12 protein-coding genes are annotated in these 20,329 nt (G+C 63.9%); 5 read left to right on the forward strand and 7 right to left on the reverse strand.

The window, feature by feature from the left end:
- Positions 1–34: 34 nt before the first annotated feature.
- Together DDZ17_RS11825 and DDZ17_RS11830 are read right to left on the reverse strand one after the other, a co-directional pair.
- Positions 35–1,270 (reverse strand): NADH:flavin oxidoreductase, encoded by a 1,236-nt coding sequence (locus DDZ17_RS11825; protein WP_116367064.1) that lies wholly within the window; start codon positions 1,268–1,270, stop codon positions 35–37.
- A 152-nt stretch (positions 1,271–1,422) separates the two neighbouring features.
- Positions 1,423–2,289, reverse strand: coding sequence for a DMT family transporter (locus DDZ17_RS11830; RefSeq protein WP_116367066.1), 867 nt, complete (start codon positions 2,287–2,289; stop codon positions 1,423–1,425).
- Positions 2,290–2,501: 212 nt separating this feature from the next.
- On the opposite strand from DDZ17_RS11830, the gene DDZ17_RS11835 reads away from it, so the two are divergent.
- Positions 2,502–3,122: a DUF4136 domain-containing protein gene (locus DDZ17_RS11835; RefSeq protein ID WP_116367068.1), complete on the forward strand. Its 621-nt coding sequence runs from the start codon at positions 2,502–2,504 to the stop codon at positions 3,120–3,122.
- On the opposite strand, the gene DDZ17_RS11840 is transcribed toward DDZ17_RS11835, so the two are convergent.
- Together DDZ17_RS11840 and DDZ17_RS11845 are read right to left on the reverse strand one after the other, a co-directional pair.
- Positions 3,119–4,624, reverse strand: coding sequence for a CehA/McbA family metallohydrolase (locus DDZ17_RS11840; RefSeq protein WP_116367071.1), 1,506 nt, complete (start codon positions 4,622–4,624; stop codon positions 3,119–3,121). The two genes, DDZ17_RS11835 and DDZ17_RS11840, sit on opposite strands and share 4 nt — an antisense overlap.
- A gap of 127 nt (positions 4,625–4,751) precedes the next feature.
- Positions 4,752–7,253 carry a TonB-dependent receptor gene (locus DDZ17_RS11845; RefSeq protein WP_170150205.1) on the reverse strand — a complete coding sequence of 834 codons (2,502 nt, stop codon included), beginning with the start codon at positions 7,251–7,253 and terminating at the stop codon, positions 4,752–4,754.
- A gap of 217 nt (positions 7,254–7,470) precedes the next feature.
- Between DDZ17_RS11845 and DDZ17_RS11850 the strand changes: the two genes are divergently transcribed.
- Positions 7,471–9,273, forward strand: coding sequence for a DUF885 domain-containing protein (locus DDZ17_RS11850; RefSeq protein WP_206613532.1), 1,803 nt, complete (start codon positions 7,471–7,473; stop codon positions 9,271–9,273).
- Between the two features lie 15 nt (positions 9,274–9,288).
- On the opposite strand, the gene DDZ17_RS11855 is transcribed toward DDZ17_RS11850, so the two are convergent.
- Positions 9,289–11,454: a PQQ-dependent dehydrogenase, methanol/ethanol family gene (locus DDZ17_RS11855; protein WP_116367077.1), complete on the reverse strand. Its 2,166-nt coding sequence runs from the start codon at positions 11,452–11,454 to the stop codon at positions 9,289–9,291.
- Positions 11,455–11,749: 295 nt separating this feature from the next.
- On the opposite strand from DDZ17_RS11855, the gene DDZ17_RS11860 reads away from it, so the two are divergent.
- Positions 11,750–14,083, forward strand: coding sequence for a DUF6351 family protein (locus DDZ17_RS11860; RefSeq protein ID WP_116367079.1), 2,334 nt, complete (start codon positions 11,750–11,752; stop codon positions 14,081–14,083).
- A 117-nt stretch (positions 14,084–14,200) separates the two neighbouring features.
- On the opposite strand, the gene DDZ17_RS11865 is transcribed toward DDZ17_RS11860, so the two are convergent.
- Together DDZ17_RS11865 and DDZ17_RS11870 are read right to left on the reverse strand one after the other, a co-directional pair.
- Positions 14,201–15,373 (reverse strand): dipeptidase, encoded by a 1,173-nt coding sequence (locus DDZ17_RS11865; protein ID WP_241505863.1) that lies wholly within the window; start codon positions 15,371–15,373, stop codon positions 14,201–14,203.
- Between the two features lie 226 nt (positions 15,374–15,599).
- Positions 15,600–17,852 (reverse strand): TonB-dependent receptor, encoded by a 2,253-nt coding sequence (locus DDZ17_RS11870; protein WP_170150206.1) that lies wholly within the window; start codon positions 17,850–17,852, stop codon positions 15,600–15,602.
- Between the two features lie 445 nt (positions 17,853–18,297).
- On the opposite strand from DDZ17_RS11870, the gene DDZ17_RS11875 reads away from it, so the two are divergent.
- A complete protein-coding gene (locus tag DDZ17_RS11875) occupies positions 18,298–19,347 on the forward strand; it encodes a cysteine synthase A (protein ID WP_116367083.1) in 1,050 nt (349 codons plus the stop codon).
- Between the two features lie 87 nt (positions 19,348–19,434).
- Positions 19,435–20,301 (forward strand): hypothetical protein, encoded by an 867-nt coding sequence (locus tag DDZ17_RS11880; protein ID WP_116367085.1) that lies wholly within the window; start codon positions 19,435–19,437, stop codon positions 20,299–20,301.
- Positions 20,302–20,329 lie beyond the last annotated feature (28 nt).

Below are 20,329 nucleotides of genomic sequence, written 5' to 3' on the forward strand. Positions count from 1 at the left end.
GCGCTGTCCTCCATGTAACCTGCGTCTGCCAACATCAACCCTGCGCCGCCGGCACCTGGTTCAGGGCCGGGTCGTTGGGCGGGTTTTTCACGCACCAGGTGCCCGCCGGGTGATAGATGTAGGCCACGCAGCCGTTGCAGTTGTCGCAGCCGGATTGGCTCACCTCGCCGCTTTTGAATTTGTTGACCAGGGCCGGGTCGTGAATGAGGGCGCGGGCCATGACGATGCAGTCAAAGCCCTCGCTCACGAGTTGCTCGGCATTGGCCAGAGACTTGCTGCCCCCCACGTAGGCCAGGGGCAGGCTCACCGCCTCGCGGATGCGGCGGGAGTTTTCCAGGAAGTAAAGCTCGCGGAAGGTCACCTTCGGCTCGCTGGAGGCGGCCGCCTTCATCATCAGCGAGGTGATCCATTCGCCCTGTTGTTTGAGGACTTTGCTGATCTCTTCCCGATGCATGTTGCTGCCGAACATGTACCAGGTGGATTCCACATTGCGCCCGCCCGACAGCACCAGCATGTCGGCACCGGCCGCCTCCAGCGCCTGGGCGGTGATAACGGTGTCTTCCACCTGCGTGCCCCGGCGCACGCCATCGGCCACGCTGAGTTTAGCGATCACTGCCAGGTCGCTCCCCACCGCCTGCTTGACCGCCGCCAGCACCCGGGCCGGAAAGCGCACCCGGTTTTGTGGGCTGCCGCCGTAGTCGTCGTCGCGGGTATTGCTGAGGGGAGAGATGAACTGGTTCAGCAGGTAGCCGTGGCCCATGTGCAGTTCTACCGCGTCAAAGCCCGCCTGGCGGCACAGCTGCGCGGCGCGCACAAACTCGTCGGTCACCCGCGCCATGTCATCCTCGTTCATGGCGCGGCTGAAGAAGTTGCCCTTCAGGGCTCCGGCGGGGTTAAAGCCGGATACCGAGCTGATGGTGCGCCCTTTTACCTTCATGCCGGTGACGAACGAGCCGCCGTGGGTGAGCTGGGCGGAGATGGCCGCGCCTTCGCTGTGCACCGCGTCGGTCAGCACTTGCAAATCCGCCAGGGCCTCTTCGCGCAGCCAGATCTGGTTGGGCAGGGTGCGCCCCTCTGGCGCCACCGCCATGTAGGCCACCGTGGTCATGCCCACGCCCCCCGCCGCCAGGTCGCGGTGGTGTTTTACCAGGGCCTTGGTGGGTTTGCCGTCGATGCACATGGCTTCGTTGGCACCGGATTTCACAAAGCGGTTGCGCAGGCTCACGGGGCCAATGGTAACCGGGTCGAAGGGGGAGCGGGCTGTCGTCATGGCGGGCCTTTATGATGGTCTGGCAGAGGCAGTGGAGCCGATCATAACAATGCGGGCACCACCGCCTGCACCCTCTTGGCCGCTGAGCGCGGCGGCGGAGGCGCCACGGTTCAACAATGCAGGCGACAAAACCGCAAATGGCGGCTCGCCCCTCAGCCGGCCGCTTGCTCCCGGCGGCGGAAGCGATACAGCGACAGGAACAGGCTGGACCCCACCACCAGCGCCGCCCCCAGCAGTTTTTGCGGGGTGAGCGCTTCGCCCAGGAACAGCACGCTGCCCAGCATGGCCAGGGGCAGGTAGAGGTAGTAGATCACGCTGGAATAGATGGCCGGCAGTTCGGTGCTGCTTTTGACCCACAGGCCATGGGACACCACCGTACACATCAGGCCGAGCACCGCCAGCTGGTAGTAATCGCTCTGCCCCAGCGCCCAATCGGCCCGCGGCCACAGGGGAATAAAGAACAGCAGGGCAAAGAAGAACTGGCCCCAGGTGCGATCGAGGGTGCGCACGCTGCTGGCGCGCTGGTGCAGCAGCGGCAGGGCGGCGTACAACAGGGCGCTGAACAGGCCCACCGCAATGCCGCGGCTGGTGGTGTCTTCCAGCGACAGGCTGGGCGACACCACCACACAGCCGGCAAAGCAGCAGGCCACGGCCACGCATTCCACCGGGCCCACCCGCTCGCCATTGAACAGCCAGGCCAGGAACAGGTACTGCACGCCGTAGGTGGTAATGGTGAGCGCGGCCACCGATGAGCCGGCCAGCTTGATGCTGATGAAGTAACTGAGCCAATGCACCGCAAACACCAGCCCGATCAGCGCCAGCCGGCACCACTGGCCAAAGCCCAGGCGCCACAGGCGCCCGTGCCAGATGACCAGCGGGCTGAACACCAGCACCGCCACCCCCAGGCGGGCAAAGGCAATGGTCACCTCGTTGGCGTGGGTGGCGCTCACCAGCACTGGCGCTGCCGACATGGTGCACACGGCCAGTATCGCAATCAGTATCAGGCGCGGATGGGTCACCGGCTCGCCCCCATCGCCCGGGGCAAATCACACCCTGTCAACACAGCGGCCTCCTGTGGGCCTGGCAAAGGGCACCATTCTACCGCGCCGGGCGCTGGCACTGACAGCGAGGGCGGATTGCACCGCCCTGCCGAGCCTGTACACTCGGCCTTTGCCCCGGCCTTTGCTCCTAGGCTGCGCCGGGCTGGCCCCCTTCCTGACCTGGTGATTCCATGCCGCAGACCTTTGCGACCCTGTATACCCAGCTGCGCCGCAGCCTGGCAGCAACCGCCCTGCTCACCCTGGCGGCCTGCGCCAGCCAGCCGAGCTACGACATTGACCACAGCGACAGCTTCGACTTCAGCAGCCTGCACAGCTACCGCTGGTACGACGACGCCCACCCCTCGCGCGAGGCCGACTACCGTCAGTACAACAGCTCGGATCATCGGGTGCGCACCTATGTGGACCGCGAACTGCACGGCAAGGGCTTTCGCGAAAGCAACGCCGCGCAGGCGGATTTCTGGGTGAACTATCACATTTCCAAGCAGGACCAGATGCGCATCGACAGCTTCAGCGGCTACCCACAAGGTGTGCACGGCGGGGTTGGAGTGGGCACCTATGGCGCCGGAGTCAGCATTGGCTACAGCAGCGGCCCCAACGTAAAGCACTACCAGGAAGGCACGGTGGTGCTGGATATCATCGACAGCCACAGCCAGAAGATTGTGTGGCGCGGCATTGCCGAGGGGCGCCTGAAAAACGCCCTCGACCAGAAAGACAAGAACCGCATTGCCGCGGAGGTGGCCAAGGAACTGCTGAGCCAGTTCCCGCCGGCGCCTGCCGGCAGCCCCAATTAGGGCAAATTCAGATACACCGGGTTGGAGATCAGCAGCGGCTGGCCCTCCGCCGAGGTGACCTCCACCCGCAGCCAGCCGGGCTGACCGTCACTCTCTAAGGTGTACTGCGCCTCCAGCGTGTCGCCCTGGCGACGCTGGCGGGCGCCTGGCGTCAGGCGCTGGTCGCGGTACCAGGCCTTCACGGCGGCATCCGCCACACCGCTCACCGACACGCTCAGCGTCACCTCATCGCCGGCGGGCGCCTTGAGCACCTGCCCCATCTGCGCTTGCCCACTGGCGGTGGCGGCTTGCAGTTGCAGCACCGCCTCGGGGTGATCGCCCCGCACATCGATAAACACCCGGCCGCTGCGCAAACCTTCCAGAATGCCCTGCTGCGAGAGGCTGTCTGCGTAGATAACGGTAGTGGGCGCCCCCACGGCACCGGGGCTTTCGGGCGCATCCTGCGGGTTGTGATTGTCGCTGCCGGCAATGGCGGTCAGGCGATGCCCAGCCGCCAGTTGTGCCAGCCAGTGGGGAATGCCGGAGACCGGGCTGTGCACCCAGCCCTGGGTGGCGCGCAGGGTGCCACCGTTGATGACCTCCATGGCCGAGACGGCACTGTAATCCGTGGCTGCTGTCCAGCCGCAGCCCATGCAGTCGCGGTTGGAAGGCAGCCCGGGGTGGTTGATGGACAGCAGGCCGCCATTGGCGGCGAGCTGTTCCAGCAGTGGCGCTGCATCGGCCTCGGTCAGCCGAAAATCCAGAAAGCCGGTGCTGCCAAACAGGTTGGCGTGGCCGTAGAAGGTGGTAATTTCCTGGGCCGGCAACAGCAGCAGGTCATCCAGCAGGGGCTGCAGCTCGCGCTGGGCCTGGAAGTGCGAGCGGGTGTTGTGTTCGCTGATGGCAATAAAATCTAGGCCCCTTTCGCGTGCCGACTGGGTGGTCATCCACAGGGGGCAGGCCACTTTGGCCGGCGCGTTGTTCATGCAGCTGCCGTCGCTGTGGCCGGTATGCATGTGCAGGTCACCGCGATACCAGCCCGCCTGCGCCTTCAGCGGCGCATCGGCAAATGCCTGGGTGTTGGCCGCCGCGCCCTGCAGCAGCTCGATGCGCGCCTGGTAGGTTACCCGGGCGCCGGGCTCTGCATTGGGCACCCCCAGCAGCAGGCGCCACTGCCCCGGTTCGATGACGCCCGGCAGGTAGGAGGGCGTGGCATCCACTTCCCCCAGGGTAAAGCGCGCCTTGTTGCCGCCGCTCCAGCCACGCAGCCCGGAGGGGCTGAGCATGCCAAGGTCGATGGTAACGCCCTGCCCGCGCGGGTAGTCGAAGGTCACATTGATGCGGCGGGTGCCCGCCGGCACCTCAAAGGGCAGTTCGATGTAGCGGTTGTGGTGGCGCTCATCGATGGCGCCGTCGAGGGTCAGCTGCTGCTCCTGCTCCTTCTCCTGCTCTTGCGCCTGCAGCGCCGGCGCAAGGCCAACGCACAGCAAAAGGCCAAGCCAGCGCAACACACGCAGGCGCATGCGCGCCAACCCTGGCGGCGCAGGGCGCCTGTGGCAAAACAGTTTGGGGGTCACTTCAGCTTCCTTTTTGCGCTGCCAATGGCAGCCGCCGGGCCCATCACGGCCCGGCGGCGGTAAACGCCCTCTATCAGAAGGCGTAGTAGATGGACGCGGTATAGGAGCGGCCAAGGATGGGGCGGGCCAGGTAGAACTCGCTGCCGGCGTCGCCGCTGATGAACTGGCCGGAGCGGGGGTTGCCCTCGGTTAGGCCAATTTCGTTGGTGAGGTTTTTGCCGTTCACCTGCAGCGACAGGTTGTCGGTGACCTGGTAGCGCAGCACCGCGCCCACGGTCAGGTAATCCGGCAGCACCACGCTGTTGGCCACGTCCGCGTAGCGGTCGTCAAAGTACTCCAGTTCCAGTTCGGCCCGCAGGCGGCCCTGGATGAGGTTGACGCCCGGCACCGCGCGAATCGACAACTCCGGCACGCGGATCAACTGGTTGCCGCCAAAGTCGACGGTGACCGGCTCGCCGTTCTGCAGCTCGGTGAAGGCGAAGGTGTTGTACTCGGCATCTTGCCAGGTGACCACCAGGCTCATGTCCACGTAGTCGTTGAAGTAGCTGTAGGTTTCCAGTTCCAGGCCCACCGTCTGGGTATCGCCGTAGGCGGTGCGGTTGGTGTATTCGTTGGTGGTGTTGTCGAACACGTAATCGGTAAAGCGGATGTTGTCGAACTCGGTGTAAAAGGCAGTGGCGTAGATTTCCACCTGATCCGAGGCGAACTTGATACCGGTTTCGGCCATGCTGATGGGCTCAACCTTGAGGTCGGTGCGGCTCGGGTCGCCGTTGTAGTCCGACGCGTTGGGCGTGCGGAAGGAATCGGTGTAGCGCGCAAAGGCGCCGAAGCTGTCGCTGAACTGGTAGTTGACGCCAATGGTCCAGGCCAGTTCGTCGTAGTCTTCGTCGATGGGGGTGAACACGCCGTTGCCGGTGATGAACTGGTCGTCCGCCAGCGACGCACTCTGCTGCAGATCCACCACGGTTTTGCCTTCCACCGAACCGCCCAGGTCGATCATTTCGTAACGCAGGCCGGCATCCACCCGCAGGGCGTCGGTAATCTGCCATTCATCGGACGCGTAAAAAGCCAGGGTTTCGCCGGTGCCTTCCACGTTGTCGTACAGGGAGCCGTAGCGCAGGATGCCGCCCTCGGTCACGTTCAGCACATCCTGGCCGTTGTTCACCGCCACCATATCCAGCAGGTGGGCCTGGTCGTGCACTTCGAACATGGCGGTGGCCATGTAGCGCACAAACTCATAGTCGTAATCGGCGTAGTACACCCCCAGCGATACATCGTGGGTTTGCGTGCCAAACTCAAAGGCGCGGCTCAGGCGGAAGTCGTTGATCACCTCATCCAGCGGCACTTCCACCGACAGCAGGTTGCCGTTCAGCACCAGGCCATTGCCGGCGTTGTTGGCCACATCAAAGGCCTCGCCCGGATGGTTGGCAAAGCGGATCTCCAGGTCGGAGCCTGCCGGCAACTGCCCGGCCAGCGCCTGGCGATAGCTGTCCAGGCGATCGGTGGCGCTCTCGATGTTGCCGGTGGGGAACAGGCCGTTGCGCAGGATGTCGCTCTGGCGATAGCGGAAGCTGTTGTGTACGTTCCAGCTGCCTAGGGCAAAGTCCAGGTTGGCGGTGAACTGGGTCAGCTCGGTGTGGGTGCCATCGGCCAGGTCAAAGTCGTACCCATCGCCCAGGTTGCGGTAGGTGTTGTGCTCCACTTCCGGCCCGGCCAGGGTGCCGTAGTTGGGGTCAAAGCCCGGCACGCCGGCCACCCCGCCGTCGCCATCAAAGGTCAGTGGAATCGGCAGCAGGAAGGCCACCTTGTCGTTGATGTGCTTCACATCCAGGAACAACTCGCCGCTGTCCCACTGCTTGCCAAAGCTCAGGCGAATCTGGCCGCCGTCGTTGGAGGTGTAGCCCGGGTCGCGAATGCCGTCGTTCTTGCGGTAAAAGCCACCCATTCCCACAAACATGTCTTCGCCCACCGGCAGCCCGTAATAACCGTCGATGCGGTTGTGGCTGTAGTCGCCGGCCTCGTACTTCAGCACGGCCTCGGGCGCATCGTAAGAGCGGCGGGTAATGAAGTTGGCGACACCGCCCGGCGCGTTAGAGGCAAAAATGGCCGAAGGCCCCCCGCGCACCACTTCTACCCTGGCGATGGTTTCATCCAGGCGAAAGCTCTGGTCGGCATTTAAGTAGCCCAGGCCCCCGTCGTGCTGCACGGCCAGGCCATTCTCCTGCAGGGAGATGGAGGAATAGCCGTCGCGGGGAATGCCGCGGGTGCGGATGTTGTTGCTGCCCTCACCGCCAGAGGACTCCACCCAGAAGCCGGGCACTGCCTTGAATACATCCGCCACGCTCAGCGGGTTGTTTTTGCTGAGGTCATCCGCCGACAGGGAGGACACCGCAAAGCTGGCTTCTGCCCGGTTCAATTGGCCGGCACCAGCGCGCCCGGTAACAATCACCTCTTCCAGTCGCGCGGATGTCGCGCCGTCCTGGGCCCCGGCGGTGTTCGACAGCAGGGCGCTGCTCCAGAGGGTCGCACCGATGGCGATGGCAAGTGGATGGCGTCGCAGGATGGCGTCGTTCACGGAAATTCCCCTTAGCAAATGCGCTATTGAATAATGGCCGCGCAGCACCCTATGGCTGCGCGAGGGCAATCTACGCAATTCGCATTACAGGAACGTGACGGAGCGCTGACACTCGGATGAACCACTGCCAGCGCACCCCGGCGGATTACTGCCAATGCACCCCACAGGTGTGTATGCTTGCAGGGCATCTACCGCCAGCAACACAGGTTATCCCGCTTTGTTTGCCATTACCGCCCGGGCACGCCAGCGTGCCGCACTTTCGTTTTCGACTCTCGCCTTTTGGATACGGGCCTTTTCGACACTGGCCCTTGCCACCCTGGCTTTAGCCACGGCGCCGCTGCCGGCCCTGGCCGATGCCAGCGCCGACTTCAAACAGCTACTGGCCGACCACTGGGCCCGCGCCAACGAGGAGAAAATTTTCTTCCGCACCGACCCGGACGCCTTTCGGCCCGACGGCACCCTGCCGGAAATGAGCGCCAAGGCCCGCGCCCGGCGGCAGGCCTTTAACGATGACATGCTGGCCCGGCTGGCGCAGATTGACGGTTCCGCGCTGAGCGGCCAGGAGCGCATCAGCTACCAGCTGTTTGCCTACGAGCGCAAAACCGAGCAGGAGAGCTACCAGCAGTACGATCACCTGTTCCCCATTACCGCCCTGTTCGGCTATCACATGTATTTTGCCGACGCGCCGGCCAACATGGCCTTTACCACCGTGGCGGACTACGAAAAACTCATCGTGAGCTTTCACGACTACCCGCGCTACAACAAGGAACAGATGGCGGCCCTGCGCGAAGGCATTGCCAGCGGCTTCACCCAGCCCTGCGTGTCCTTCCAGCACTACGGCGACACCATTACCCGCTACCTGGTGGACGACCCTACCCAGTCCGCCTTCTACGAGCCCTTCACCCGCTTCCCCGGCAACATTCCAGAGGGCGAGCGCAAGCGCCTGGCCAGCGAGGCAAAAGAAGCCATTGCCGAAGATGTGCTGCCGGCCTACGCCGCCTTTGCCAGCTTCGTCCGCAACGAATACCTGCCGGCCTGCCGCAAGCGCGAGGGCATCACCAGCGTGCCCGGTGGCGAGGATTACTACCGCTACCTGATCCGCTACTTCACCACCACCGACCTGAGCCCCCGCGAGATTCACGACCTGGGGCTAGAAGAAACCAAACGCATCCGCGCCGAGATGCAGGCCATTATCGACCAGCTGGCATTCCAGGGCAGCTTCAAGGACTTCCTGGACTCCCTGCGCGGCGACCCGCGGTTCTATGCCCAGAGCAACCAGGACCTGCTGGAGAAAGTTTCCTTCATCGCCAAGAAAGTGGACGGGCTGATGCCGCTGTACTTCGCCACCCTGCCGCGCATGCCCTACACCGTGCGCCAGTCCCAGGGACGCGGCGCCTACTACGCCAGCGGCACCGCCGATGGCCGCACCCCGGGCGTGTACTTCATCAACGCCGACGCCTTCCAGAACCAGCCCCTGTACAACCTGGAGGCCCTGACCCTGCACGAAGCCGTGCCGGGCCACCACCACCAGACCGCCCTGGCCATGGAGCTGGATTTACCGCCCTTTCGCCGCACCCTCTACCACTCGGCCTACGGCGAGGGCTGGGGTCTGTACAGCGAAAGCCTGGGCAAGGAGATGGGCTTCTACCAGGACCCTTACAGCGACTTCGGCCGCCTGACCTACGAAATGTGGCGCGCCAACCGGCTGGTGGTGGACACCGGCCTGCACGCCTTCGGCTGGAGCCGCCAGCAGGCCATCGACTACATGCTGGCCAACACCGCCCTCAGCGAGGCGGAAGTGGTGGCCGAGGTGGATCGCTACATCACCTGGCCCGCCCAGGCCCTGGCCTACAAGGTGGGTGAACTGCGCATCCAGGCACTGCGCAACAAGGCCGAAAAGGCCCTGGGAGAAGACTTCGACCTGCGCGCCTTCCACGATGTGATTGTGGGCAATGGCTCGCTGGCCATTGCCATTCTGGAGGCGGTGGTGGATGAGTGGATTGCCGGGCAGCGCAGCTAGCCCCGCAACGGTGAATCAATCCCGCCCCTGCGCCACATCCTCTGCGCGCTTGCCCAGGTAGTGGTAAATCGCCATGGCCTGGTCGCGATCCAGCGTCTCGGCAAAGCCGATCATGCCCCGGTTATGCCGCAGGCCGCCCAGTACGATGGGCAGGAACTGCTCGCGCGTCTCGGCGCTCATGTAGCGCAAGTCGGGCACGGAGGAACTGCCGGATACTGCCCGGTCGCCGTGACACATGTGGCAATTGGCCATGTAGAGACTGTAACCCTCATCAACCTGTTGCGGGTCGTAGCTGAACCCGCCATCCACAGCGCGCGCCGCGGTTGGTGTTGCCGGCGCCGGCAGCGCCGCCTTGCCCCCGAGTTTGTACACCAGGATACGCGGGTTGGAAACGGTGCCTTTGCTGCGCGCAGCACTGTCGCCACCGGCCAGGGCAAAGGCGCCACCCCAGCCCGCCGCGACGGCAATGTACTGTTCGCCATTCACGGCGTAGGTCATGGGCGCGGCCACTACGCCGGTCTGGGCGTCGGTGTGCCACAGTTCCTCGCCGGTGTCGGCGCGGTAGGCGGCAAAGCCGGCCTCGGCATTGCCCTGGAAGATCAGGTTGCCCGCAGTGCTCAACAGCCCGCCGTTCCAGATATTGTCGTGCTGGATGCGCCAGCGCTCCTCACCCTTCACCGGGTCCCAGGCGCTGATATGGCCCTTCACCAGCGGCAGGAACTGGTCGCGCAGCTCTGCGTCATCGGGCATGCCGGCCTTGTCCAGTTCCACGCCGGTATTCCAGCCCCTTGGGTTGTAACGGAACTCGGTATCGGATGAGTAAACGAGCGGGATTTCCTGGGCCGGCACGTACACCAGTCCGGTCTTCGGGCTGTAGCTCATCGGGTGCCAGTTATGGCCACCCAGCGGATGCGGCCAGACCATGGCTGCTTCGCCATTTTCATAGCGCGCCTCAGGCGTTTCGATGGGGCGGCCGGTGGCCATGTCCACGCCGGTAGCCCAGCTGATGCGGGTGTAGGGCTCAGCGGACAGCAGCTCGCCAGTGGCGCGGTCAAGCACATAGAAGAAGCCATTCTTGGGCGCCTGCATGATGACCTTGCGGGTAGCGCCGTTGATGTCGAGCTCGGCGAGAATCATGTGCTGGGTGGCGGTGTAGTCCCAGCTTTCTCCGGGTGTGGTCTGGTAGTGCCAGACGTACTCGCCGGTATCCGGCCGCAGGGCCACAATGGACGACAGGTAGAGATTGTCGCCACCACCCGGGCTGCGGATGGCCCGGTTCCAGGGGGAGCCATTGCCCACGCCGATGTAGAGCAGGTCCAGCTCCGGGTCGTAGGCCATGGAATCCCACACGGTGCCCCCGCCGCCGATCTTCCACCACTCGCCGCCCTTCCAGGTGGGCAGGGCCTGGGCCAGGGCCGCGTTCTCCAGGGGCTCGGCCGGGTTGCCGGGCACGGTGTAAAAGCGCCAGGCGCGCTCGCCGGTCTCTGCGTCATAGGCCGACACAAAGCCGCGCACTCCCAGTTCCGCGCCACCGTTGCCGATCATCACCTTGCCCTTGACGATACGCGGCGCGCCGGTGATGGTGTAGGGCCTGTCCTTTGGCGTGGTTTGCACTTCCCACACCAGTGAGCCGTCGGCGGCGTTCAGTGCCAGCAGGCGGCCATCCAGGCTACCGAAGTACACCCGCCCCTGCCACACCGCAACGCCACGATTGACCACATCGCAGCAGGCGTTGGCGGCCCAGGCCTTGGGCACTGCCGGGTCGTAGGACCACAACAGTTTGCCGCTGGTGGCATCCAGAGCGAATACCTTGCTCCAGGCGCCGGTGGCATACATCACGCCATCCACCACGATGGGGGTCGCCTCAATGCCGCGCCTGTCGGGCAAATCGAAATACCAGTCGAGCCCCAGATTGTTCACATTGTCAGCGTTGACCTGCTTGAGCGGGCTGAAGCGCTGCTCGTCGTAGGTGCGGCCGTGGCTCATCCAGTTCTGCGGTTCGCTGTCGGCGGCGCGGATGCGCGCACCATCGACAGCGCCCGGGCCGGTGCCGCCCTTGCCCGACGGTGGAGAACTGCAACTGGCGGTCAACACCAGGGCGCCGGCAAGCAGCCAGGCGGTGACGCTGGACAATGAGCGGCATTGGATCGATGGAATAGGGTCTGATGGCGTTTTGAACATGCGAAATCCCTGCTGGCGTCTGCGGCAGCCGCTGGCGGGCCACCTGTCGTTATTGTTGTGCGCCGGCACATCCTGTGCTGGCAACGGGTATTGCGGTACGAGATTAACTTACTCGACCACACAGGGGTACCTATGCCAACTCCCAGGCACCCATCAAAACTTTCCCATTGACCCAGCAGAGGTGGCACACTCGTACCAGCCTGTCCATTCGTGGTTTGTTTTTTTAGACCAAACAATTGGCCAGCCACCGGCACACGGCTAAGCTGAAAACGAGCCTGACAATAAGGAGAAGGATATGCCCAAACGCAACGGAAGCTCACGCCCCGCAACCCTGCTCACCCTGCCCCTGCTGCTTCTGCTGGCCGCCCTCACCGGCTGCGGCGACAGCAGCAGTTCCGACCGCAACGACAACGGCGGGGGCGACCCCGACCCGGACCCCACCGGCGCCCTGGTGCTGGCGGTGCTCTCTGGCGACCCGGCCCAGGTCAGTAACGGCGAGGCCCGCATCGGCATCGATGTGCCGGAGGGGGTGTCTGCTGATGAAGTCAGCGTGGAGGTGGAGGGGCGCGATGTCACCGCCGCCTTCAGCAGCGCCGGCGAGCGGCGCCTGGAGGGCCGAGTGGACGGCCTGGCCGAGGGTGAGAACACCCTCACCGCAACCAGCAGTATCGCCAGTATTGAGCCGGCCAGTGTCACCCTCACCAACCACCCCGCCACCGGCCCGATATTTTCCGGCCCACAGCAGGACCCCTTCTTCTGCGCGGTGGAGGATGACCTTGCCAACCTGGAGCTGGGCCCGGTGCTCGACGAGCAGTGCAGCGTGGACACGGTGGTGAGCTATAAGTACCGCACCAACGGCGGCGAGTGGGCCGACTACAGCCCCGGCCAGGCACGCCCCGAGGACATGGCTACCACAACTACCCTCGATGGCAGCGAAGTTGACTTTATCGTGCGCTGGGAACGCGGCAGCCTGAACCGCTTTTTGTACTCCCTGGCCATGCTGTCGCCGGCACCGGCCGCGGCTGATGCAGAACCGGACCTCGGCGCCTGGAACCAGCGCCTGATCTACTACTTCCAGGGCGGCGTGGCCATCGGCCACTACCAGGGCGACCCCAGCCGCAGCCGCGCACTCTACGTGGATGGCCTGGGAGCGGGTTACGCCGTGGCCTATTCCACCGGCACCAAAACCGGCACCCACTACAACCTGGAACTGGGCGGCGAAACGGCGCTGATGGTGAAGTCGCGCTTTGTGGCCGGCTACGGCGTGCCGGACTACACCGTGGGCGTGGGCGGCTCCGGCGGCGGTATCCAGCAGTATGTGTACGCCCAGAACCACCCGGGCCTGATCGATGCCGGCGTGCCCCAGTACTCCTACCCCGACATGGTGACCCAGACCATCCACATCGGCGACTGCGAATTGCTGGAGCGCTGGATGGACCTGCAGGTCCAGGCAGACCCCAGCTCCAAGTGGGCCAACTGGGAAAACCGCACCTGGCTGATCGGCCTGAACGCCAGCGCCGCAGTGCCCAATGATGTGATCGACTTTGGCCTCACCCCCTGGCTGCCACCGGGCTCCACCGAGTGCACCGCTGCCTGGCGCGGCCTGTCGCCACTGGCCCTCAACCCGCACTTCGGCGAAGCGCCCGGCATCACCCCGGAGCAACAGGCCGAAGTGGAGTGGACCCACTTTGCCGACCTGATCAACATCTACGGCCGCGCCGAGGACGGCTTTGCCGCCACCACCTGGGATAACGTGGGCGTGCAGTACGGCCTGCAGGCCTTTGTGGATGGCAATATCAGCGCCACCGAATTCCTGGACCTGAACTGGGCCGTGGGCAGCTGGAAGAACGAACCGGAGATGGTGCAGGAAGGCTGCCCCTTCATCCTCGACCTGTGCTTTGCCCTGGACGACAACCAGCCGCTGTACCCCGACCAGATCGACCCCTGGAGCTGGCGCAACGCCGCCACCGCCACCGGCAGCGAGCCAGCCCCGCGCAAGGCGGCCGACCCGGGCGCCATTGCCGCCGCCTTCGACGCCGGCATGGTCAATCACGGCGCGGTGGACATTCCGCTGATCGACCTGCGGCACTACCTGGAGGAGGAACTGGACATGCACAACAGCCACCAGTCCTTTGCCGCCCGCCAGCGCCTGCTGAACTTTGATGGCGATGCTTCCAACCAGGTGATCTGGTTTGTGGACCGCAATCCCGACGGCGACAACGTGGACAACACCATGGCCGCCTTTGCGGTGCTGGATGAGTGGATGGCCAACATCCGCGACAACCCCGAGGCCAGTGTGGGAGAGAACCGCCCGGCCAGCGCCGTGGACAGCTGCTTCAACAGCAACGGCAACCTGATTGCCAGCGGCGACGACGTGTGGAACGGCATTCTGGATGACGAGGCGCCCGGGGCCTGCACCCAGCGCTTCCCGGTGTACAGCACCTCACGCATTGTGGCCGGGGCGCCGGTCACCGGTGACGTGTTCAAGTGCCAGTTGCAGTCCGTTGAAGAAGCCTTCGACAACGGCGTGTACGGCAGCTGGATTCCCACCACCGAGCAACGCCAGCGGCTGCTGAAAATTTTCCCCGACGGGGTGTGCGACTACAGCCAGCCCGGCTTGATGGAATGAACATGGTGGAATGAGCGTAATGCAATAGCCCTCACAACCCAGCCATGCCAGTCGCAGGGCCCGAACGCAAAACGCCGGCTTGTGCCGGCGTTTTTCGTTGCGCAAAGGCAGCGCCAGCTAGGCAGGCGGCAGGTTCTGGCGCAGAAAACGCAGCATATTCTCGCCCATCACCTTGCGGATTTCCGCTTCGCTGAAGCCGGCGCGCAGCATTTCCTCGGTCAGCACTGCCAGCTCGGCAGTGTCGAAGGCGGTGGTCACGCTGCCGTCAAAGTCGGAGCCCAGGGCAATGTGATCCACCCCCACCAAGTCGATGCCATAGCGCATTGCCGCCACGATATTGCGCGGTGAAATGTCGCACATGGCCCCGTCCCAGTAGCCCACGCCGATAATGCCCCCGGCCGCGGCAATGCGCTGCATGAGCGCATCGGAAATATTGCGCGGGCCGGGGCAGTGGCCGTGGAAGCCGGTGTGGCTCACCACCAACGGCGCCTGGGAGCGCGCCAGCACGTCCTCCACCACCTGCGGGGATGAGTGAGCCACGTCCACCATAATGCCCAGGCGTTGCATGGTGTCCACCGCCTGCACGCCGAAGGGGGTGAGGCCGGCGCCGCTCTGCCCGTGCAGGGAACCGCCCAGCTTGTTATCGAAAAAGTGCTGCAGGCCCATCATACGAAAGCCCGCATCGTACAGGCGCTGGATGTTGTCCAGTTCGCCATCTAAGGCATGGGAGCCCTCGGTGCCAAGCAGCCCCCCCACCACCGGCTCGCCGCGCTGGCGGCGCTGCATCAGGCGTGCCAGGTCGGCGCGGTTCAAAACCAGCTGGAATGCCTCCGGCACGCGCTGCGCCAGCGCGTGCAGTTTCTGCCCCTGGAACAGGGCGCGCTCGGCCAAACTGCCCCAGGTGGCGGGTGGCCAGGCCTGCACCAGGGCCAGGCGGGTGATGTTGTCGGCGGCGTCGGTGGCGTTTTCCTCGTAGTTTTGCCCGGCCGGCGACTTGGTGACAGAGGTGAACATCTGCAGGGCCACATTGCCCGCCTGAAGGCGCGGCACATCCACCTGGCCACGCTCGCTGTGCTCGGCCAGGTCGCGCTTCCACAGGGTGCTATCGGCGTGCCAGTCGCCAATCACCAGGGTCTTGTGCAGGGCCCTGGCCTCGGCCGAGATGGCGTAGGGCTCATGATCCAGCACCACGTTCATCGAGCGCTCCAGATAGCCCGGCATCAGGGTGAAGAACAGCACGGCGCCCACCACCAGCACCGGCAGGCCAATTGTCAGCAGGGGTCGTTTCACATCGGTCTCCTGTCAGGGTGCTTCAGGGGCACAACAGGCTCCATGCCAAGATCAAGTACCAACTGGCCCATTCCATGGCCTTCGTACGGCTTGTCCATGATAACCTTTCTCCGCCCCACCCGCGGTTTTGCAGTGTTATAGGGAGTTTTCGCCCTTCACGGCCCCCTCTGCCCTGGATGTGGCTCAACGACAAACAGTTTTGTGCCTGTTGACAGAAAAGGCCATATCAGAAGCGATAACGGACCTGCACACCCACGGTCCGCGGTGGATCGATCAAACCGGAATAAGTGTTCACCCGTCCCGGCAGGTTACCGAGGGTCACATCATTGGACCAGCCCAGCGTCTGCTCATCGGTAATGTTCTTGGCCACAATGGCCAGTTCCCAGGTACCGTCGAAGGGCCCCACCCCGATGCGCAGGTTGGCCTTGGTATAGCTGTCCATGATGGTGATGGGGTCGATATCCTGCACCGTGGCAAATTCATCGGTATACATGACATCAAGATTGGTGCGCAACTCCAGGCTTTCGCCCAACGGCAGGACATATTCCAGGCCCAGCGCCGCCGAGTAATCCGGCGCGAAGGGAAGCGGCTCCCCGGAGAGGTCGCGCACCGCACCCACACAGTCGTTGGTATTGTTGGCATGCCACTGGGAACAGGCGCCGTTCTCGAAATCATCGTACTCCGCCTTCAGCCAGGACAGGCTGCCACTGAGCGTAAGGCCCTCGGCAACCCGCCAGCGGCCATCAACCTCGACGCCCTTGGTCACCGAACTGCCGGCGTTGGTCACAGTAAAGCCGACCACACCGTCAAAAGCGCTGGTTTGCAGGTCCTCGTACTTGCTATGGAAGGCAGCAATATTCAACTCGGCAGCGCCGTCGAGCAGTGTGGTCTTGGCGCCGATTTCCGCGGACTTCACGGTTTCCGGATCAAAGGCCAGTACCTCGTAGTGATCTTCGTTGGGGAGGAAGGCGCGGTTCAGGGCATCGTCAAAACCGCCTGACTTGAAACCTGTGGACAGGGTCAGATAGGCCATGGCATCCATGGAAAAATCCCATTGGGCGTTAAAAGTCCAGGTGGATTTTTCATCTTGGCGCTTCATGCCACGGTCATCCCGCGGCCCGAGGACGGTTGAGGGAAGCGCGGTATCCGCCACCAGAGTTGAACCAAACTCCTTTTCGTCCTCGGTATAGCGCCCACCGAAAGTCAGCCTGAACACGTCGTTGACATTCCAGGTACCCTGGGCGAAGAAGGCGCGGGAATCCGTGTCCAGATCGTAACTTTTCCAGGTCTGCGTCAGGCCGTCCAGCGTGCTGTTGGGGAAAGGCCAGTCACCCTTGGTCAGGCGGTAGAAGTTGGACTTTTCAAAGTAGGCTCCGAGAATATAGTCGATGGTTTCGCCGCCGGGCGACACCAGCCGGAATTCCTGGGCGTACTGTTCGTAGTCCTCGTCGATGTTGGCCCAGAAGTAGCGACCATCACCCACCGCGCTGGTTCCACCGGTTGCCATAAGGTCATCCCCGATCTCGGTTTCATAATCACCGTAGGTGGTAATGGCGGTCAGGGTGCTGTCACCGAGGGCATAATCCAGCTTCAGCGTTGCGACGTTGGCGTCGGTGTTGTTGAAGTCGGGAGCTTCCGGTTGTGACCCGCTGGTTGGCTTTTCATCGCCGACCAGGTCGTGGAAGGCGGAGCCCTCACCGGCAAAGGCCACCACCTTCTGGCGACCGTCATCGTCGAATGTGCTGGTTTCGACCTTGAAGTTGATGTCCAGTTTGTCGGTGGGTTGCCAGGCCAGGCGTAACCGCGCGATCTGCTGCTCCCGCTCGCGCAAGTCTTCGCCGGTGAAGTAGTTCTCGAAAAAGCCGTCGAGCTTGCGTCCGCTCAAGGCCAGGCGGGCCTGGAGATTATCGGTCAGCGGGCCGGAGATCACACCGGTTACCTCGCGATCGCCATGTTCCGGGTCCCAGTAGCCCTCGATATAGCCTTCAAATTCATCAGTGGGCGCCGTGGTGCTGATGTTGACCGCGCCGGCAATCGTGTTTTTGCCGAATAGAATACCCTGTGGCCCCTTGAGCACCTCTACCCGTGCAACGTCCAGAAAGGGCGCCCGGGAAAGCTGCCCCTTGCCGATATACAGATCATCCACATACATGCCAACCGACTTCTCAAAGCCGGCGTTCACCCCGGAGCCAATGCCTCGAATAAACAGGTTATTGTCAAACGGCGCTTCGCCAATACTGACATTGGGCATGGAAAACGACAGTTCCTGTACGTTCTGGATACCGGCATCGTTAATTTTCTCACCCGACATCGCGGCTACCGATATCGGCACATCCTGCAGGCTTTCAACGCGTTTCTGTGCGGTAACCACCACTTCTTCCAGCATCAGTTGTGCAGATGCTGGCAGTGCGCTGCCGGCACCGATCAGCGACAGAGCCAGGGCAAGTGGGCGGAATTGCAGATATAACAGTCTGTTCATAATGGCGTACCTTCTCTGGTTATTGTTTAAGGAAACGCTGCCAAAGGCCTTGCATCCAGCCGGGCCGAAAACTGGCCGCATCGGCGGCCGGCAACACAGCCGCCGTAGAGAGGCCTGCATAGTCAATTAACGTACTTGTGGAAGTTCATCGCCTATATCCCCACATTTATTAGCAAACTTAGGTGTAGAGAAGGTGATCCCAACAAGCAGGCTATAGCCGCACTGAAATAAAATTCATGTTTCCAAGGCCCTCCCTGCCCCGTGCCGACATGGTGGTTCTGCCCTGAAGGCAAGGAAGGCGGGGCAGAGCAGCGTGCACCGGGTGGCCGGGTAATACCACGTCAGAACCGACCTCCTACAACCCACACTGAATGCAGGCTGGCTGGGCAAGCCGCGCAAACAGTGCCATCATCGGGGCACACGGCGGCGCAAAGCGAGGTAGCCCATGACGAACCGGACCGGCATTACCGACCTCATTGGCAACACGCCCCTGCTGTACCTGCGGGAGGCCTCGGAACTCACTGGCTGCCAGATTTACGGCAAGGCCGAGTTCATGAACCCCGGCGGCTCGGTGAAGGACCGTACCGCCCTTGGCATCATCCGCGCGGCCGAGGCCTCCGGCGAATTGCGCCCGGGCGGGGTGATTGTGGAAGGCACCGCCGGCAATACCGGCATTGGCCTCACCCTGGTGGCCAACGCCCTGGGGTACCAGTCTGTCATCGTCATGCCACAGACCGCGAGCCTTGAGAAAATCAGCCAGTTGGAAATGCTGGGGGCAGACCTGATTCTGGTGCCCAACGCGCCCTACAGCAGCAGCCAGCACTACATCCACACCGCCCGCCAGGTGGCCCAGGGGCGCGCCCACTCCGAGCCCAACGGCGCCACCTGGGCGCAGCAGTTCGACAACCCCGCCAACCGGCGCATACACCGGGACACCACCGGCCAGGAGATCTGGCAGCAGACCAGCGGCAATATCGACGGCTTTATTTGCGCGGTGGGCACCGGCGGCACCCTGGCCGGGGTGGCCGATGCCCTGCGGGCGCACAAGCCGGCGGTGAAAATCGGCCTGGCGGATCCGGCCGGCTCGGCCCTGTACAGCCATTTCAATGCCCCCCCGCAGGCCGGCCAAGGGCAGTCAGCGACGGCGCAGTCAGAGCCAGGGCCGTCAACAACAGCGCAGTCCATCGCCGAGGGCATTGGCGTGTCCTTTGTGCCGGGCAACCTGGACGGGCTTAGCGTGGACTTCAGCTGCCAGATCGACGACGACACCGCCCTGCCCTTCGCCTTCAACCTGCTCAAGCACGAGGGCATTTCCGTGGGCGGCTCATCCGGCGTCAACATTGCCGGCGCCGTGGCCATGGCGCGGGAACTGGGCCCCGGCCACACCATTGTCACCGTGCTCTGCGACGCCGGCAGCCGCTACCACAGCAAGCTGTTCAACCCGGAATTTCTGATGCGCCACAAACTGCCCTTCCCGGCCTGGATGGCCAGTTAAGCAACCGGCCAAAGCGCCAGCAGGCACCCGCGCGGTGAACAGCCGGCGGTTTCACTTGTCCTAACCTGCAGGAGCCACCACAACCGAATGATCATGCTTCGCTTACGCCTGTCTATACCCCTGCCTTTACGCCTGCTGGCCCTGCTGGCGGGCTGCGCCGCGCAGGCGCAGGCCGCCGAGTTGAGTGCGCGCGACGAGAAGGCCCTGGCCGCCCTGGGCGGCTATTACCAGGGCGCCTTCGACACCGCCCTCAGCCCCAGCCCGCTGGACGACCTGAACATCAACCCCTGCCGTGACTGCGACACCCACGGCGACCCCCTCAAGGACATCTACCTGCGGGTGGCCACGGTGGATCACACCCTGCAACTCACCTTCCACCGCAGCCCGGGCGCCCCGGCCTTCGACCTGCTGGGCAAGTACTGCCGCAGCAGCGTGGGCGAGCTGAAGGCGCTGCAAACCGACGACGGCAAGGGCAAGGACAGCGGCGACGACTACCGGGTGACCACCGCCACCTTCGCCTTTGATCCCGGCCGCTGCCCGCGCAACATTGCCGAGAACAAGGCCCCCGAGCTGACCCTGTCGCTGCTGGAAAACCGCAGCCAGGGCATGCACTTCGCCCGGGTGGAGATCGACAAGGACCTGCGCCGCGTCACCACCCTCACCGCCGAGAACCGCGATGGCGAGCGGGTGGCGGTCAAGTCCAACCCCGCCGACTACGGCAAGGACCGCCGGGCCACCCGTTCCTACCTGTACGAGGACGAAATGGGCGAGGGCAGCTATATCCGCAACAACACCACCGAAACCCGCACCTTTGCCATTCCCGTGGCGTTGAACGGCTACGTGGGCGCCAACCTCACCTGGTGGCCGCATAAAATACTGGACGTGGAAGCCGACACCGAAGAAGTACTGACCCGCCACACCGGCGTTTTCCTGCCGGTTGAGGCCAGGCAATAAGCCGCCGGGTAAAAAATCAGGGGGCCGG

It is taken from the genome of Parahaliea mediterranea (assembly GCF_003402235.1).
Taxonomy (GTDB): Bacteria; Pseudomonadota; Gammaproteobacteria; order Pseudomonadales; family Halieaceae; genus Parahaliea; species Parahaliea mediterranea.